At 48.7% G+C, this 17,570-nt stretch carries 12 protein-coding genes and 1 pseudogene; 4 read left to right on the top strand and 9 right to left on the bottom strand.

Annotated features, from left to right (window positions below; all coding sequences use genetic code 11):
* Together srfAA and HWY38_RS07470 are read right to left on the bottom strand one after the other, a co-directional pair.
* Positions 1-8,825, bottom strand: an 8,825-nt coding sequence (srfAA, locus tag HWY38_RS07475) for a surfactin non-ribosomal peptide synthetase SrfAA (RefSeq protein WP_224181571.1), incomplete at its 3' end; no start/stop codon positions are given.
* A 591-nt stretch (positions 8,826-9,416) separates the two neighbouring features.
* Complete coding sequence (locus HWY38_RS07470) at positions 9,417-9,779, bottom strand: winged helix-turn-helix transcriptional regulator (protein WP_007409352.1); 363 nt, start codon at positions 9,777-9,779, stop codon at positions 9,417-9,419.
* A 231-nt stretch (positions 9,780-10,010) separates the two neighbouring features.
* Between HWY38_RS07470 and hxlA the strand changes: the two genes are divergently transcribed.
* The 4 genes from hxlA (at position 10,011) to comJ (ending at position 12,413) form a co-directional block, all read left to right on the top strand.
* On the top strand, positions 10,011-10,646 hold the full coding sequence (gene hxlA / locus HWY38_RS07465; protein WP_014416875.1) for a 3-hexulose-6-phosphate synthase: 636 nt from the start codon (positions 10,011-10,013) through the stop codon (positions 10,644-10,646).
* Entirely contained in the window at positions 10,643-11,200 is a 558-nt protein-coding gene (hxlB, locus tag HWY38_RS07460; protein ID WP_224181570.1) for a 6-phospho-3-hexuloisomerase, read from the top strand. Before hxlA ends, hxlB begins: the two co-directional genes overlap by 4 nt.
* 356 nt (positions 11,201-11,556) lie before the next feature.
* The gene (locus HWY38_RS07455) at positions 11,557-11,994 is read left to right on the top strand and encodes a NucA/NucB deoxyribonuclease domain-containing protein (protein ID WP_003156588.1); all 438 of its coding nucleotides are present in this window, start codon (positions 11,557-11,559) and stop codon (positions 11,992-11,994) included.
* A gap of 20 nt (positions 11,995-12,014) precedes the next feature.
* Positions 12,015-12,413, top strand: a complete 399-nt coding sequence (comJ, locus tag HWY38_RS07450; protein ID WP_224181569.1) for a competence protein ComJ — start codon at positions 12,015-12,017, stop codon at positions 12,411-12,413.
* Positions 12,414-12,453: 40 nt separating this feature from the next.
* Here comJ and HWY38_RS07445 read toward each other — a convergent pair.
* The 7 genes and pseudogenes from HWY38_RS07445 to HWY38_RS07415 form a co-directional block, all read right to left on the bottom strand.
* Positions 12,454-12,681 (bottom strand): annotated as a pseudogene (locus tag HWY38_RS07445) (family 1 glycosylhydrolase); the annotation flags it as partial.
* A complete protein-coding gene (locus HWY38_RS19255) occupies positions 12,597-12,788 on the bottom strand; it encodes a family 1 glycosylhydrolase (protein WP_224181578.1) in 192 nt (63 codons plus the stop codon). The pseudogene HWY38_RS07445 and the gene HWY38_RS19255, both read right to left, overlap by 85 nt.
* Before the next feature lie 89 nt (positions 12,789-12,877).
* A complete protein-coding gene (locus tag HWY38_RS07435; protein WP_411908468.1) occupies positions 12,878-13,156 on the bottom strand; it encodes a YckD family protein in 279 nt (92 codons plus the stop codon).
* Positions 13,157-13,274: 118 nt separating this feature from the next.
* Entirely contained in the window at positions 13,275-13,709 is a 435-nt protein-coding gene (locus tag HWY38_RS07430; protein ID WP_021494203.1) for an RDD family protein, read from the bottom strand.
* A 14-nt stretch (positions 13,710-13,723) separates the two neighbouring features.
* A complete protein-coding gene (locus HWY38_RS07425) occupies positions 13,724-14,860 on the bottom strand; it encodes a zinc-dependent alcohol dehydrogenase (RefSeq protein WP_007609290.1) in 1,137 nt (378 codons plus the stop codon).
* 64 nt (positions 14,861-14,924) lie between these two features.
* Positions 14,925-16,127: a GTP-binding protein gene (locus HWY38_RS07420; RefSeq protein WP_095273256.1), complete on the bottom strand. Its 1,203-nt coding sequence runs from the start codon at positions 16,125-16,127 to the stop codon at positions 14,925-14,927.
* Positions 16,128-16,315: 188 nt separating this feature from the next.
* Complete coding sequence (locus HWY38_RS07415; RefSeq protein WP_032872798.1) at positions 16,316-17,521, bottom strand: MFS transporter; 1,206 nt, start codon at positions 17,519-17,521, stop codon at positions 16,316-16,318.
* Positions 17,522-17,570 lie beyond the last annotated feature (49 nt).

The raw sequence follows: 17,570 nt of genomic DNA, 5'->3' as shown, positions 1-17,570 counted from the left end.
CGGTAGCCCCGCACTTTGACCTGCTGGTCGATACGGCCGATGTATTCAATGCCGCACTGCGCGTTCCATTTGACGAGGTCGCCGGTCCGGTACATGCGCTCGCCGGGCACGAACGGATCTGCGGTAAACCGCTTCGCCGTTTCTTCTTCACGGTTCAGGTATCCGCGCGCAAGACCGCGGCCGGCCACACACAATTCACCGGCAATGCCTTCCGGCTGCACCTGATCGCCGTCGCCGAGAATATAAACTCTCGTATTGGCAATCGCCCGTCCGATCGAAAGCGATCCTTCCTCCGGATTGATGACGCCGCTTGTCGCGACGACGGTGTTTTCCGTCGGGCCGTAGTTGTTGACGATCGTGTACGGCTGTTTCACCGCCCGCTTCAGCTTGTCACCGCCGACGAGAAGCATACGGAGAGAGGTATTTTCCAGCTCCATAAATTGTTCGGCCAGCTGCGTCGGCAGGAAGGTGATGGTCACGCCGTTCTCCTCGAAATAGTGATTTAAGCGGGTGATATCCAGCCGGATCGCTTCGTCAATGACGTGAAGCTCCGCGCCGATGATCCATGCCGGGAACATTTCCCAAATGGAGGCGTCAAAACCGAAGCCCGCGTATTTGGCGCTTTTATCATCCGCCGTCATGGCGAATGCGTCGTGATGCCAGAAGCACAGGTTCACCAGCGCATGGTGTTCGACCATGACACCCTTCGGCTGTCCGGTCGTTCCTGACGTGTAAATCATATAAGCGAGATGATCCGCCGTTGTTTCTGTCTGCGGGTTCGCTTCATCGTTTTCATCAAGCGGCAGGCTCAGAATGGAGCGTCCGCCGTCAAGCAGAATCGTTTCTCCTTTGTAGCTTTCCGGCACGTCCAGCGCTTCCTGTGTGAGAAGAAGCTTGGCGCCGCTGTCCTGCAGAATGTAGCTGATCCGCTCTTCCGGGTAGTCGGGGTCAATCGGCACAAATGCCGCGCCCGCTTTCAGGACGCCGAGTACGCCCGCGGCCATTTCCAAGGACGGTTTCGTCAAAATGCCGACACGTTCGTCAGCCGTGACGCCGCAGTCCATGAGAATGCGCGCGATCCGGTTCGCCCTTGCGTTCAGCTCGCCGTACGTCCATTTCGCGCCGTTATATGCCGCGGCCGGCCGGTTCGCGTGGCGGGCGGCCGTTTCTTCAAAGAGACGGTGAACCGTTTTGTCCCGCGGCACAGAAATTGTTTTTCCTTTCCATGCGTCAAGGAGGGCTTGTTTTTCTGTTTTATTCACCAATGAAAGCTCAGAAAGCTTCGCAGCCGGATTTTCCGCTGCGGCTTCTAACAGTTGAAGCCAGTAATGCTTCCATGTCTCTGCCGTTTCCGGTTTAAACAGCGCGGTGTTATATTCAAGCACAAACGTTAAGCCTTCGTCTGTGTCCTCAGCCGTCATTGTCAGGTCAAACTTGGCTGTTTTTCTGTCAAACGGATGGTGCTTCAGCTCAATTCCTTCCATGACCAGATCTTCCGCATTTGCATTTTGCATTGAAAATACCGCATCAAACAGCGGATTTCTGCTCGTATCACGCTGCACCTCAACCTTTTGCAGAAGGTCTTCAAGCGGATAATCCTGCGCGTCAAATGCATGTAAAGCGGTTTGTTTCACTTCATTAAGATAGTCCGTGAACGTTTTGTCCGCTTCCGGATACGTACGAAGCGCGAGTGTATTCACAAAAACACCGATGACGTTTGCGAGATCCGCATGTGACCGTCCCGCAACCGGCGAACCGACAATGATGTCATGCTGTCCGCTCAGTTTTGAGAGAAAGGCGCTGTATGACGCCAGCAGCACCATGTACATGGTAGAATCCGTTTGTTTCGCAAGACTGCGAAGAGCCGACGTCTGTTCCCCAGTCAGAGAAAAGACCAGCTTGTCTCCTTCAAAGGTTTGCACGGCCGGACGGCTGTAATCAGCCGGCAGCGTCAATACCGGAAGCTCGCCGTCAAGCTCCCGAAGCCAATGCTCCTCCTGCTTGCGGTACTGCTCTGATTGAATAAATTTCTGCTGCCATACCGCATAGTCTTTATAATGGATCCGCAGCGGATCAAGCGTTTCGCCGCCATACAAGCGGGACAGTTCATCTATCAGCACGCCGACTGAAGCGCCGTCCGAAATGATATGGTGCATATCAAACAGCAGCAGGTGGTCATGTTCAGCCAGCTTGACCAGTCCCGTTCTGACGAGAGGAAGCTGATCCAGGCGGAACGGCCGGATAAAGCTCTGAATAATCCGTTCAGCATCTTCTTCAGAGGCTTCATAATATTCCATGTCGATATCAGCTTCCGCCCATATGCGCTGAACCGTTTCTCCATCCTTTATGTCAAATGTCGTTCTGAAGGCTTCATGGCGTTCTGTCAGCTGTTTCATGACGGATTTCAGCTTTTCTGTATCAAGCTTTCCTTTTAAGCGGAGCACAGACGGCATGTTATAGCTTGTTTCAGCGCCTTCCAGCTGCTGAAGCACGAACATCCGCTTCTGCGGTGAAGAAACTGGATACGTTTCCCGCTCGGCCGCCGGTGCGATGCTCTCTGCCGTTTTCCGCTCAGCCCCTTCAATCAGCTGCGCCAGCCCCGCAGCCGTCGGAGAAGTGAACAGATCCTTTAAGGTAAGCTGCACGCCGAATGTCTTCTGGATAAGGGCCAGCAGTTTCATCCCCGCTAACGAGTGGCCCCCGATCTCAAAGAACTGATCATGGACGCCGACCCGCTCCATTTGCAGCACCTCAGCCCAAATATCCGCCAGTTTTTGTTCTGTTTCATTGCGCGGCGCCGTATATGACACGGCATTCGCTGCGGTCACATCCGGCATCGGCAGCGCCCGCCTATCGATTTTTCCGTTCCCTGTAAGAGGCAGTTCATCCAATTGAATAAAGACGGACGGAATCATATAAGCCGGAAGATCCTTCGCCGTATGCTCCCTCAGCTCCCGGGAAGAGATTTCCCTGAGGCCGACAACATACGCGCAAAGAAGTTTGTCACCCGCGCCCTGATCCACAGCGAGCACAATGCATTCCTGAATCTGGTCATGACTTTGAAGCTGATGCTCAATTTCGCCAAGCTCAATCCGCTGACCGCGAATTTTCACCTGATGGTCGATACGTCCGATAAACTCGATATCGCCATTCGGAAGCCATCTGGCCAAGTCGCCCGTTTTATACATCCGTTCACCTTCCTTAAACGGATGCTTTACAAATTTTTCTTCCGTCAGTTCAGGGCGGTTGTAGTAGCCTTCTACGAGACCTTCCCCGCTGACGCACAGCTCTCCCGCGATACCCGCCGGCTGAATGCGTCCGGCTGAGTTCATAATAAAGACTTCCGTATTGCTGACCGGTTTCCCGATCGGAACGGAGAGCGTATCCTCTTCAATGACATCCACCGGATGGTATGTCGCAAACACCGTGCTTTCCGACGGGCCGTACATATGAAGCAGTCTTCCTTTTCCGACTGCCGCCAGCGCCTTTTTGACATGTTCTACAGACGCTCTTTCGCCCCCGAACATGATTTTCCGAAGCGTCGTCAGACAGGACGGCTCCATATCAACAAGCAGGTGGAACAGGGCCGTCGTAATCATCAGAATGCTGACATTCTCCCGTTTGATCACACGGGACAGACGTGACATATCCAGCACCGTATCTTTCGGGACGATCACAAGCTTTGCACCGTTTAACAGCGAACCGAACATATCAAACATAAAAGCGTCAAAGACGTAGTTTGACAGACCGAGCACTGTGTCCTCTTCAGAAACGGTCAAATAGTTCGTGTTTTTTACCGTCCGCAAAATGTTGGCATGTGTGACGATATTTCCTTTCGGCGTTCCCGTCGTGCCAGATGTATAAGTGAGATTGGCAATCGTTTTGGAATCAAACGGCAATGCTGGATTGCGAGAGTCCTTTTCATAGCTCGCCTCATCATCAGCAAGCACAATGACGCCTTGAAAACCGGCCTTTTCCGCAAGCGGCTTGAGACTTTGCTGAGTCATGAGCACATTCGCCCCGCTGTCGCGGAAGAAATGCTGAATCCGCTGAACCGGATGCTCAGGATCAATCGGCACATAGGCGGACCCCGCTTTTAACACAGCCATAATGGAAACAATCATATCCATTGACCGTTCACACAGAACAGCCGCGGTTTTTCCGCCGCCTCCGACCGAAAGAATATGCCGCGCAAGCCTGTTGGCGCGTTCATTCAGCTGCTGATACGACAGGGTTTTCCCTTCGAACTGAAGAGCCGTCCGGTCAGGGTTCTTTCGGACCTGTTCTTCAAAGATCTGCACGATCGTTTGCTCTTTCGGGTACGCCGTGCGCTCCGGATTGAACCGCTGTAATTGAGTCAAAGCCTCCCGTTCAGAAAGCAGATCATATTCGCTGATTTTCGCATCCGGCTGAGCTGCCGCGCTCTCCAGCAGACGGACATAGTGCGCAAGCATGCGATCCGCAGTTGAGCGCTTAAACAGCTTCGTGCAATAATCCAAATCAAGCGCAATGCCTTCCGCTGTTTCCCGAGCCTGCATGGTCAGGTCGAATTTGGCGATGTTGAAGTTTGTTTCATGAAGAGACAGCGTCAGATTACCGATCTCCGGAATACCATCCGAAGCATTTTGCAGACTGAACATCGTGTCAAATATCGGATGCCTGCTCATATCCCGGGGCACATTCAGCTCCTCGGTCAGCCACTCAAACGGATAGTCCTGGTGAGAAAACGCGTCCAGCACCTGCTTGCGCACATGACCTAACAAGCCGGCAAATGTCTGATCCTGCTTCACGGAGCTTCGCAGTGCAAGCGTGTTGACAAACATCCCGATAAGCCCCTCGGTATCAGAGTGATTTCTTCCCGCTGACGGTGTTCCCACGATGATATCTTCCTGTCCCGAATACTTAGAAAGCAGCGTATAGTAAGCTGATAACAGCACCATGTAAAGGGTGGCTCCGTTTTTCTCGGCAAGCTTCTGCAGCCGTTCCCGCAGCATTTTCGGCAGCTTGGCGGACACGCGGTCACCTTCAAAGCTTTGCACCTGCGGCCGCGGATAATCAGGGAGCAGCTGAAGCACCGGCAGTTCGCCGCTGAAGACTTCTTTCCAGTACGCCCGCTCCTTCTTGTAGCCTTCTTTCGCCCGTTCCGCCTGCCATACGGCATAATCTTTATATTGAATGCGCAATTCAGGCAGCTGATTTCCGCCGTAGATGTCAGCCAGTTCCTTCAGCATGATGGAAATAGACACCCCGTCAGAAATCAGGTGATGCATATCAAACAGCAGCATATGGCGATTGTGATCGAGCGTTTGCAGGCCGATTCTGAACAGCGGCGCCTCAGATAAATCAAAACGGCGCACAAAGTCCTTCATGACCTGTTCATTCGTTCTTCCGCGCGCTTCGATCATTTCAATATGAAACGGAACATGTTCGTGAATCACCTGTCTCGGCGTGCCGTCCTCTGATTGAAACGATGTTCTGAGCGCTTCATGCCTGCTGATTAAGGCAGAAAATGCACGCTCAAGCTTTTCGCGGTCTAAAGCGCCCTCAATCATGGCCGCAGCCGGCATGTTATATCCGACTCCCGCGTCTTCAAATTGGCTCGCGATATAAGTCCGCTGCTGAGCGAGCGAAAGCGGATAGCTCGCCTGCTTCTCAGCCGGCTCAATTGCACTGAATGCCGGTCCTTCGTTTCGGTTTTCCGCATAATCGGCAAGCGCCGCAATCGTCGGATGCTCAAACAAGTATTGCAGCGGAATTTCGACGCCCATTTGCTTATGAATTTTCGTCAGAAGCGTCATGGCCTTTAATGAATGACCGCCTGACTCGAAGAAATGATCATAAATGCCCGCCTTGTCCATTCCGAGGACTTCCTGCCAGATGACGGTGAGCGTTTCCTCCGTTTCATTTCTCGGCGCGGCATATTCGGACGAGCTGACAGCCTGCACATCGAGCGCAAACAGCTTTTTGCGGTCCGCCTTCCCGCTCGGCGTGAGCGGAATTTCGTCCGTTTTTGTAAAGTAAGCGGGCACCATGTAATCAGGAAGGTGCTTTGACACATATTCTCTGTACTCGGCAGGGTGAAACTCGGTTCCTTTTTCCTGAACGATATATGCGCAGACATCTAAGCTGCCCTGCTGATCCGGCCGTGCCAGCACGACGGCCTGCGCTGCGCCCGGAGCTTTTCTGAGCACCGTTTCAATTTCTCCCAGCTCAATGCGGTAGCCGCGGACTTTCACCTGATCATCTTCACGTCCGATATATTCGATCGTCCCATCCGGCAGCCAGCGCGCCATATCACCCGTGCGGTACATGCGGCCGCTTCCGTTAAACGGATCCTGCAAAAACTTCTCTGCGGTCAAATCCGGCAGATTTAAATAGCCGCGGCCTACACCGTCACCCGCGATATACAGCTCACCGGCCGTGCCGTCGGGCTGAAGCCGCTGGTGCTTATCCAATATATACAGACGGGCGTTGCCGAGCGGTTTTCCGATCGGAACGTACGCCGCCTGTTGATTCATTCCGTTATCGGCTGACACCTGATGCACGGACGCATCGACACACGTCTCTGTCGGCCCGTAGACATTCGTCAGACGCGGCGCCCTGCCCGATTGATGAAAGAGCGTCATCAGCTGCTCGGCAACAGCCGCGGACAGGCCCTCTCCCCCAATGAGCATGTGGCGCAGTTCAACGCCGCTGACATCTCCCGCCGCAACCATCATCTGCAGATGCGCAGGCGTTCCGTCAGTGGCTTCAATCCGGTTTTGACGATAATAGTCCAGCAGTGCCGAGCCATTCGTTACAGTCGTTTTCGGCACGATATAAAGCGTCTGTCCCAAAAGAAGCGAGGCAAAAATCTGTTTGACGGACGCATCAAAATGAAACGGAGCCAAAAGCGCCATTCTTAACGTCTGCTCACCGCATTGATAAATCTCCTGCTGCAGTGATTGCACCAGATGATGAACTTGCCGGTGCTCAATCATCACGCCTTTCGGCCGCCCCGTTGTACCTGACGTGTAGATGATGTAAGCCAGCCGGTCTGATTGTGTGCTGACACCGTCCGCAGCCGTTTCAAACTGAACAGCCTCGTCAAAATCAATCCGTTCGGCATCCGCTGCAGGCACCTGTATTCCGGCCTCTGTCAGAACAGCCTTCGCTCCGCTGTCCTCTAAAATGTACTGAATCCGATCCGCCGGAAAGTCAGGATCTATCGGCACATAAGCGCCGCCCGCTTTCAAAATTCCCAATATTGCCGCAATGGCACGCTCAGATCGGCCAAGCAGCACCGCGACAGGAGAATCGGCTGATATCCCGGCTTGAAGAAGGCGTCCGGCAATACGGCCTGATTGTTCATGCAATGTGCGATAGGACAATGTTCGGCCTTCATACACAACTGCGGGTTTGTCAGACAGTGACTTCACTTTCTCTTCAAACAGCCCCGGTATCGTCATCTCCTTGCGGTAATTCACCGGATTGCCGGAGGCCCGTTTCAGCAGCCGCTCTTTCTCGGATTCAGAAAGAAGAGTAAGTTCATCAATTATGCGATCAGGAGATGAGATCGCATCTTCAATCAGCGTGATCAAACGTTCAGAAACAGATTCAATCTCTTCCCCCTTGAAAATGTCGCTGCGATAGTCAAAATCAATTGTCAATTTCCCGGTGTCCCATCGTTCCTTCACATGAATTGAAATATCATTTGTACCGCTTCCGCTGAAAATAGGGTCTGTCAGGAAGGACAGATTCTCTTTTTTCTGCCACTGCATCACCTGGTACTCCAGAGCCACCGTAAACAATCTGCTCAGCGAACTTTTCGAAGCGCGCAAATCATTGACAAGCAGGTTATACGGATACTTTTGGTGGCGGAGAATTTTCATCAGATCCTTCATCCGGCCTTTAACGAATTCCAAGAATGACTGTCCTCCGTCAACGCTTGTCCGCACAGGCACCGTAGATACGAACATCCCGAGCATCTGCTTTTCTTTCGCATTCGTCCGGTTTCCCATAAACGTACCCGTGACAACGTCATCCCGGCCGGTCACTTTGTAGAGATAAGTGATCAGAGCTGACTGGAACAGAGACAGTACGCTGACTTTATGCTCCTCGCAGAATGAATGAATGCGGCCATATAAGTCATGAGGAATTTCTTGAGAAAACCGTTTCGCATCAAGACCCGCATCTGCCCGGCTCCGTTTCAGGGACACAAGCTCCGGCACGGTCTCAAACTGCCCGTTCCAAAAGTCCCGATCCTTCTTAAACCGCTTTGACTGCACATATTCCTGCTCTGTCAGCACGTGCTCGATAAAAGAAGGAATCTCCGTCTGTTCCTCACTTGTCCCGCCTGAAAGCTCCAAATAAATATCAGTAATCGCATTGCCCAGAATCGTCATGGAAATCCCGTCTGAAATAATGTGATGCACATTAGCGTAAAACCAGACCTCATTTTCACTGATCGTGTGCACGGAAAAACGGAATAAATCCTGATCATATAACGCCAGAGGCTTGCCAGCTTCTTCACGCCCCCATTTTGACAGCTCGTCCGCAGAGCAGCCGGCTTGCCTGATATCCGTGTGCCCGATGGAGAGCGGACGGTATTCGCTCACATATTGAACGGGCTCCCCCTCATCATCAAGCCGCAGACGGATTCTCATCGACTCATACCGCCGGACGAATTCCTGTATCGCTTTCTCAACGTAATGAGCCTGTACGCCGTCTTCAGAAATGAGTTTCCCGAACCCCGCAAGATTTGAAATACTTGTGTTCGGATAGAATTTTTCTGTATACCAGATACGTTTTTGAGCATTTGTTAAAGGATAAAAAGTTATTTCCATATGTGTGCGCCTCCCCTTTTTAAGATATAGTTGTCAATTCTCCCTTAGAAACAGCCTCCCTCTATGTCCCTAACTCATTCTCAAGCCAAAAGAACCACTTACCTCAAAAACGATCCCGATTCAATCACCGCCGAAATCCGTCATCCGTTCACCCGCGCAGTCCGAAATGCGGCATCAAATTTATGAGAAATCAAGACAAAAAGCCATTGATTGTAAGCACGAAAGGTTTACCTATTTCTGCATGTATTTCTATATATCTACTTACGTTCACTTTATATGAAAATATTGTTTTTATCACCGAAAAATGGGTGAAAAGTTTCATGCGGCACACCGAAAAAAAATCCGACAAATCCAGAGGGTATTTTGCGGCATCCCGCAATTTATTTTCAAAAATATTATTTACGTAAAATTAAAAATCTTTAAACTATAATGAAAATCTGTCGAATATCCAGTTATGGCAGAAATAAAAAAAATTTACGTACGTAAGCTGACCCGGAAAAAACAGCGCAAGAACCGAAACAGACGGCCCGAATGTTCGCAATATGATTTCATTAAACCGCAAAAAAAGCACTCTATTTTATATAGAGCACTTCAAAAAGATTCCTTTATTGCAGTTTTATCAATGTTGATTAATTCCATATAATCTTTTCCCCACTTATACATGGCGTCCAGAATCGGCATAAGGCTTTCTCCTTGCGCCGTTAAAGAATACTCCACTTTCGGAGGGACGACAGGGTAAACTTCCCTGTGAACGATCAGATCCTGCTCCAGCTCCCTGAGCTGATTCACAAGAATTTTGTGCGTAATATCCGGAATTAAAGCTTTCAGCTCATTAAACCGCTTCGTCCCTTCTTTTCCCAAGTGCCACATAATCAGCATTTTCCACTTCCCGCCTATCACGGCAAGCGTCAATTCCTTTTCGCAATTAAACGTTTTCTCATCCATTCGGCTCACGGACAATTCTCCTTCTTCTTACTTTTTGTACGGTCATCATCTATTCATACACGCTTACTTTTTCACACAACTTTCATCAGTTTATACTACCACGCTGTTTTGCTGAAACAAAGCGCATTGCATGCGGGGACAGTATCCTCAAAGTAACTATTAGACTTCAAAGTGCGTACTTCTCAACATGCGGGGCACTTTATAGAATGGAAATACATAAAAAAGAGGAGTGGATATAAAGTGGAATTACAGCTGGCATTAGACTTAGTAAATATCCCGGAAGCAATTGAACTTGTGAAAGAGGTCGAACAATATATAGATGTTGTAGAAATCGGCACTCCCGTTGTCATTAATGAAGGACTGAAAGCCGTGCAGGAAATGAAAACAGCCTTTCCTCACTTGAAAGTGCTTGCCGATCTTAAAATCATGGATGCAGGCGGTTACGAGATCATGAAAGCGGCAGAAGCGGGAGCCGACATCATCACCGTTTTAGGGGCGACAGACGACTCAACGATCAAAGGGGCGGTTGCCGAAGCAAAAAAACAGCAGAAAAAAATTCTCGTCGACATGATTAACGTAAAAAACCTTGAAACACGGGCAAAAGAAATTGACCAGCTCGGTGTTGATTATATTTGTGTTCACACAGGTTATGATCTTCAAGCAGAAGGAAAAAATTCATTCGAGGAACTGACGGCGATTAAAAAAGCGGTCAAGAGCGCTAAAACCGCAATTGCCGGAGGCATTAAACTTGATACGCTTCCTGAAGCCATCAAACAAAACCCAGATTTAATCATTGTCGGCGGAGGCATTACGGGAGCTGACAATAAAGCGGATGCTGCTGCTAAAATGAAACAGCTGATCACACAAGGATCATGAAAACGACTGAATACTTACATGAAATACTAAATGAAATATCCCGCACCGCAGCATTAATATCCGACAGTGAAGCTGACAAGCTTGCAGATCAGATTTTATCGGCAGATCAAATCTTCACGTCCGGAGCGGGACGTTCCGGCTTTATGGCTAAAGCGTTCGCCATGAGGATGATGCACATCGGCCTGAACGCTTACATCGTCGGTGAGACGCTTACCCCTCCCCTCCAAGAAGGCGGTCTCGTCATCATCGGCTCAGGCTCAGGCGGAACAAAAAGTCTGCTTCATACGGCTGAAAAAGCCAAAAGTCTTAACGGTATCGTCACTGCATTAACGATTAACCCCGGCTCAAGTCTCGGCAAACTTGCGGATCTTACAATAACGATTCCCGGCTCTCCTAAGGAAGAGACCGGCGGAGACAGAAAGACGATTCAGCCGATGGGTTCTTTATTCGAACAAACTCTTCTGCTGTTTTACGATGCGGTTATTCTAAAAATCATGGAGAAAAAAGAATTGAATTCAGCAGACATGTTTACAAAGCATGCGAATCTGGAATGATTTGCTGACGGCCTTCTTATCAGATGGCCGTCTTTTTATCGTCTTGTTGCGCACGGTCATACAGGCCAAGATTTTCGGGTCGGACACTCGCAGACGAAGATATCCTGCCGGTGAGCTTATCGCTATAATAAGTCAATTGACGATACGGCCGCAACCGCTCATTCTGAATAGGGAAACGGCAAAAAACACTTTCTGATCGAATTTTTAATGAATAAAGTTGATTTGTGCGGATGGTTTTACAGATATTCAGCTGAATTGCGGCTGAGAAATATATTTTAACAGCTTTACAGCCGGCCGATTCTGCTTTATTCTTGGACCAGCTTTACAGCAATTAAAACTGGAGGTGATTGATACTCTTGAAAACATTAAAAGCACTGCTGCTTGTTCTTATCATCATTGCCGGAGCAGTCGCGGCCCTGATCAAGGGTGATCTTTTCTCAGATAACGAGCAAACCGTTCAGAAGAGTGATTACGACAAGGTAATCCTATTTCCGTCCGATCGATATCCGGAAACAGCAAAGCATATTAAGGACGCGATAAAAGAAGGGCATTCCAGCATATGCACCATTGACAGAGACGGAGTACATAAGCGGCGTGAGCAATCTCTTAAACATGTACCTGTAAAAACGGGATACGATAGGGATGAATGGCCGATGGCGGTTTGTAAACAGGGCGGAAACAACGCCTCCGTAGAATATATTTCTCCGGCAGACAACCGCGGAGCCGGCTCTTGGGTCGGACATCAGCTTACCAATGATCCCGACGGAACGAGAGTATTATTTAAAATCAAGTAAAAAACAGGAGGAACAGCGCATTGATTAAATCATGGAAACCGCAAGAACTGGCCATTTCTTATCATCAATTTACAATCTTCCAAAAAGATTCAGAACCGCCTGTTATCGATTGGACCGATGAAGCCATTGAAAAAGGATATGCGGAAGCTGACAGAGCTGTTTCATTTGAGGCAAGGAGAAATACGAGGGCATTTATCGTTCTCAGGCTTAACACAAGTGAACCGGTACCATCCTATGAGAAAAAAGCGACTGTTCCCTTTGAGGCTGTAAAAGATGGAATTGAGATTGAAAGCGTGATGTCAAAGCGGCTTTTCTTTCATATTCCGAAAGGCCGATACAGCCTTACCTGTTATTCAGTGCCTGCCGAAATATCCGATCTTCATGCGGATACGTATATTATTGATGCAGCCGTAATGTAAAAGAAATCCCTGAGAGAATCATATTTCTCTCAGGGAACTTTTATAAACTTTTACCGTCTGTTTCAATTACATTCCGGTACCAATAAAAACTTTTTTTCCTGATCCGTTTCAAATCCTTTTCATCTTCTTCATCTCGATTGATATAGACAAAACCGTAGCGTTTTTGATAGCCGTTCAGCCAGCTTAACAGATCTGTGAATGACCAGCTGCAGTAGCCGATGAGATGAACTCCGTCACTAATAGCCACTCTGCACTGTTCAACCATACTGAAGGTCCTTTACCGTCTTTATTCCAGGCTCCTTCAGCCTGATAGGCAGCCGAGGCTGACCCCCATAGAAATGTATCAGGGAACAGGCCCTGTTTTTTATGTATCATGTGTGCGTATAATATTGATATCATACGTTATGAAACGCGTTTCAGAGCAATCCCGATAAAAACAAAAAAGCATCCGGCTTGCCGGATGCTTAAGAATGATGATGCCGCTTTTCCAATTTATGAGGCGGAGGCTTCGGGACAAACCCATTTTGTTTCATCATGTTAAAGCGCCTGTCCATATGCTGTTTAATGTGTTCTGCTTTTTCTTTCGGCAGGACCCCGTACTCAACATATTTGGATATGACATGTTTTCGTTTTTCGAGCACTTCTTTTTCAAGTGATTCAATTTCTTTTTTCTGCTGTTCCGTGAGTGACATGGTTGAAGGCATTTTTGTTCCGGCGGCGTGTATCGGCATTGTGAAAACCATTGCTGTAATGAAAAACGCAGCTAAAGACAATGCAGCTTTTTTCATGATTCTTTCCTCCTTTAACGTTTGTTATATGTTTCTCCCTCATCCATTTTTTATGCAAAAAAAAAGAGCGAAATTATTCGCTCTTTTCAATCGATTCGTCCGGCAGCGCGTACGTGACATACGTTCCCGCTACAAAATCGTGGATTGACCGTTTGTCTTCTCTCATTCCGACCATGAATGCGCTCACGATCACACCGATTCCAAACGTCACCCCATATATCAGCCCGCCCACAAGCACTCTCAAAATCATAGTGAGAAAGCCTACCTGAGTTCCATCTTTTTTGACGATGCGGATACCGCAGATCTTTTTGCCGATAACATAACCGTTCCAGTAGACAGGGAGCAAAATACCATAAAGAGTCAAAATAATGCTGATCATTGCGCTCTCATTCGGATCTTTTCCTGTTGCCAGCATAAAAATAATCGCCAAAGGCACTGAAGTAATTAAATAGTCGAGTACCACGGCTCCCAATCTGATCCAAAATCCCGCCGGTCTGTAAATATTCATCGTGTTTCTCCTCGCTATGGCTTTAAAATCACTTTAATGTTGCCATCTTCTTTTTTGTCAAATATATCATATGCAGCAGGAGCTTCCGCAAGACTCATTTTGTGTGTAATGATGTCCGTCGGATCAATTTCATTTTGTTCGATCATTTGATACAGCATCGGCATCAGATGAATAACGGGTGCCTGACCCATTTTTAAAGAAACGTTGCGTGTGAAAAAATCACCGAGCGGAAAGCCGTCCGCTTCAGAAATATATGCGCCCGTGAGCTGCACGGTTCCGAACTTCTTAACGGCTTCTGATGCTGTAAGAATCGGACTGATTGTTCCGAACTGATTCGGTTTTTGCTCTGTTTTTTCTTTTGAAAGCGGCGTGCCGTCCATTCCGACACAATCAATCACTACATCCGCGCCCCCTGACGTTTGTTCATGCAGCAGTTTCCCGATCTCATCATGTTCTGAAAAATTGAAGGTCTCTGCTCCGTTTATGCGTCTCGCATGTTCAAGGCGATGCGGGACTTGATCGACTGCGATAACCCGCTTTGCTCCTTTTTTCCACGCGAATTTTTGCGCCATTAAACCGATCGGACCTGATCCCAGAATAACGACTGTATCTCCTTTTTTCACTCCGCTGTGCTGAACGCTCCAAAAGGCGGTCGGCATGACATCTGACAGAAGCAGCACCTGCTCATCTTCAAGCTCACTGTCTGCCGGAACCAGAAAAGAAGAGAAATCAGCATAAGGAACACGTAAATATTCAGCCTGCCCGCCGGGATAATTACCGTTAAACTCCGAAAAACCGAATAAGCCGCCGGCATCTGTATGAGGATTTGGATTAGATTCATCACACTGGCTTTCCATCTGGTGCTTGCAATAATGGCATTCTCCGCAGCCGATGTTAAAAGGAATCACGACCCGGTCGCCTTTTTTCAGCTTTTTGACTTGACTGCCCGTTTCTTCAACGATTCCCATCGGCTCGTGCCCGACGATATAACCCGGATCTGCGGGTATTCCGTTTTTATATAGATGAAGGTCTGAACCGCATATCCCGGTTGCGGTGATTCGAACGATGACATCTCTCTCATCTTGAATGGCGGGTGCCGGGACTTCTTTCACTTCCATATGTTCTTTTCCTTGGTATGTCAGTGCTTTCACACTTGGTCAGCTCCTTTTTCATCACTCCTTCCCTTTTCACCTGCTTCTAAACTTGGCCGGTATGTTATTCGGCCCGCTGAATATCCCATTGAAAAGGATCTTCAAGCTGCGACCAATCGGAATCGAACTCAGACGGCGTGAGCAGGCACTGATCCAATTCCTTTGTAATGGCCGCTTCATCTAAATCTGTTCCGATAAACACCAGGTTCGTATGACGGTCTCCGAATTGGTCGTCCCAATCTTCCAGAATCTCCGGTTCCTGCTGTTTAATCTGCTCCTGCTCAAGTTTCGGCATTGCCGCCACCCAATAAGAAACAGGCTCAATCGAAACCGCCGGACCCGCCTGAGACATCAGCAGCGCAAGGCTGTTGCGGGTTGCGCACCAAGCAATTCCTTTTGCGCGCACAATGTTGTCAGGCATTGATTGATGCAGCCAGCTGTCAAAACGAGCGGTATGAAACGGCAGACGCCGCGAGTACACAAACGAAGTGATGCCGTACTCTTCCGTTTCCGGAGTGTGCGCTTCATGACCTGCCGTCAGTTCCTTTATCCATCCTGCTGATGAACTCGCTTCCTCAAACTCAAATAAACCGGTATTCAATATGTATTCGGCGGGCACTTCTCCGCGGACGGACCGGATCAGTCTGGCACGGGGCTGTAATGCGCGAAGAACCGTTTCCAGCTGTTCAAGCTCTTTTTCGCCCACCATGTCGCATTTATTTAAAATGAGCACATCACAAAACTCGATTTGGTCAATTAATAAATCGGCAATCACCCGTTCATCCTCTTCTCCCGCCGCTTCCTTCCGGTCAAGAAGGCTGTCACCGGACTGGAAATCATGCCAGAAGCGGTTTGCATCCACCACGGTCACCATTGTGTCCAGCCTGCAGAAAGTTGTCAGATCAATGCCCATTTCTTCATCTATATAAGAAAATGTCTGGGCAACGGGAATCGGTTCGCTGATCCCTGTTGATTCAATCACTATATAATCAAATCTGCCGTCTTTCGCGAGTTTCTCAACTTCGACTAATAAATCTTCACGCAGCGTACAGCAGATACAGCCGTTGGATAATTCTACGAGTTTCTCATCCGTCCTTGACAAGCCTCCTCCCTGCTTCACCAAGCCCGCGTCTATATTTACTTCGCTCATGTCATTGACGATGACGGCAATTTTTAAACCGTTGCGGTTTTGTAAAATATGATTCAAAACGGTCGTCTTTCCGGCACCAAGATAGCCGCTCAATACTGTAACCGGAATTTTTTTCATAAAATAGCCTCCTGACAAAATAGAATGATTACGATTTATATCCCGCACCTGCCTTATTTTCATCATGATGTACATTGTTATAAATCGTAATCGTTACTATTTATTCTGATATATTCTCCGTTTAAAATCAAGTGGAAAATAATCAATCATAAAAAAGACACGCTGTCATACGTGTCTTCCACCCAAACTTAAACATCCGCAGGACTGTTTTCAGTGCCATAGCTTTTTCTCCAAAAATAGCCTGCGGCCAGAACAAGCACAAATGCTAGCAATGCGATACATGAAAAAGAGATAAAACCGATCGCATAAGTTCCCGTCATCTGCTTCAATGATCCTAAAATATTCGGAAGGAAAAAACCCCCTATGCCGCCGGCTGCTCCGACGATCCCCGTCACCATTCCGATTTCTTTTGCAAAGTGCTGAGGGACAAGCTGAAATACCGCTCCGTTGCCCATACCGAGCGCCATCATTCCGATAAACAGCAGAACGACAACCGTTGAAAGCGGAGGCAGGCTGCTGACTCCCGCCATACACAGAGCCGCGATGACAAACAGTACAGCGAGAACTTTCGCACCTCCCGCACGGTCTGAAATCCAGCCTCCTGCAGGGCGAAAAAAACTGCCCGCTGCGACACATATTGTGACGAAATCACCGGCATGGATTTTTGACAATTGATATTGATCAACGAAAAAAATCGCCAAAAAACTTGATAGTCCCACAAAACCTCCGAAAGTGACGCCGTACAGAAGACAGAAACACCATGTCTCCTTCTGCCTGAAAACGTGAAGGTAGTTTTTAAGCGGCTGCGGCGCGGGCTGTGCAGGAGAGTCCTTCGCCATGACGATAAACAGAATAAAAACGATCATCAACGGAAGAAGCGCAATTCCCATTACACTGTGCCACCCAAACTGTTCCGCAAGCCGGGGACCGAACAATGTCGCAAACAAAGTGCCGCTGTTGCCGGCACCTGCTATCCCCATCGCAAGCCCCTGCAAGTGAGGCGGATACCACCGGCTCGCCATCGGAAGCGCAACAGCAAAACTTGCGCCCGCTACGCCCAGCAGAATGCCGATCGCATACAGCTCAGTCAAAGAACGGCCGCCGAATGCCCCCCAAAGCAGCGGGATCATCGTGATCAGCATCCCGATCACGGCTGTTTTCTTCGGCCCGATCCTGTCCGTTAACACACCTAAAATGATCCGAAACACAGATCCTGATAAGATCGGCAGAGCCACGACAAACCCTTTTTCAAAAGAAGATAACCCGAAATCCTGAGAAATATAAACGCCGAGCGCCCCCAGCATTACCCAAATCATAAAACTCACATCAAAATATAAGAAGGAACAGAGCAGAGTGAGCGGATGACCGCTTGTTTTTAATTCCGACAGCTTCATAACATTCTCCTTTCCGGTCTTCTATCATTTCAAATTGCTGAATCAAGAA

The organism is Bacillus sp. KS1 (assembly GCF_020075515.1).
Classification (GTDB): Bacteria; Bacillota; Bacilli; order Bacillales; family Bacillaceae; genus Bacillus; species Bacillus velezensis.
Note: the sequence above shows the minus strand (reverse complement) of the source record. Positions and strands in the feature narration are given on the sequence as shown.

What these genes read in the sequence shown, in the direction of transcription:
- HWY38_RS07420 (WP_095273256.1), bottom strand. Translation starts at nt 16,127, where the DNA reads ATGAAAAAAATTCCGGTTACAGTATTGAGCGGCTATCTTGGTGCCGGA.
- hxlB (WP_224181570.1), top strand. Translation starts at nt 10,643, where the DNA reads ATGAAAACGACTGAATACTTACATGAAATACTAAATGAAATATCCCGC.
- HWY38_RS07415 (WP_032872798.1), bottom strand. Translation starts at nt 17,521, where the DNA reads ATGAAGCTGTCGGAATTAAAAACAAGCGGTCATCCGCTCACTCTGCTC.
- HWY38_RS19255 (WP_224181578.1), bottom strand. Translation starts at nt 12,788, where the DNA reads ATGATACATAAAAAACAGGGCCTGTTCCCTGATACATTTCTATGGGGG.
- HWY38_RS07435 (WP_411908468.1), bottom strand. Translation starts at nt 13,156, where the DNA reads ATGGTTTTCACAATGCCGATACACGCCGCCGGAACAAAAATGCCTTCA.
- HWY38_RS07430 (WP_021494203.1), bottom strand. Translation starts at nt 13,709, where the DNA reads ATGAATATTTACAGACCGGCGGGATTTTGGATCAGATTGGGAGCCGTG.